The organism is Psychrobacter sp. 16-MNA-CIBAN-0192 (genome assembly GCF_040309565.1).
Lineage (GTDB): Bacteria > Pseudomonadota > Gammaproteobacteria > Pseudomonadales > Moraxellaceae > Psychrobacter.
Genome location: NZ_JBEOOX010000600.1, coordinates 1 through 245, shown reverse-complemented (window position 1 = coordinate 245; position 245 = coordinate 1). Strand labels below are relative to the sequence as shown.

Below are 245 nucleotides of genomic sequence, written 5' to 3'. Positions count from 1 at the left end.
AGACAGTGCAATTGATTCGTTAGAACGAATCGTACCTTGACCACTACAACGTGGACATGGGCCTTGGCTTGCTTCACCTAATGAAGGGCGCAGACGCTGACGCGACATTTCGAGTAAACCAAAACGTGAAATTTTACCAATTTGCACACGAGCACGATCAGGACGAACAGCGTCTTTTAGACGGTTTTCTACTTCACGCTGATGGCGTGGTGGTGTCATATCGATAAAATCGATAACAATTAAGC

Annotated in this window: 1 protein-coding gene; it reads right to left on the bottom strand. The window is 45.7% G+C overall.

Annotation, left to right across the window (positions count from 1 at the left end; all coding sequences use genetic code 11):
* Positions 1 to 245, bottom strand: a 245-nt coding sequence (locus AAEY78_RS14530) for a ribonuclease E/G (RefSeq protein WP_352340155.1), incomplete at both ends; no start/stop codon positions are given.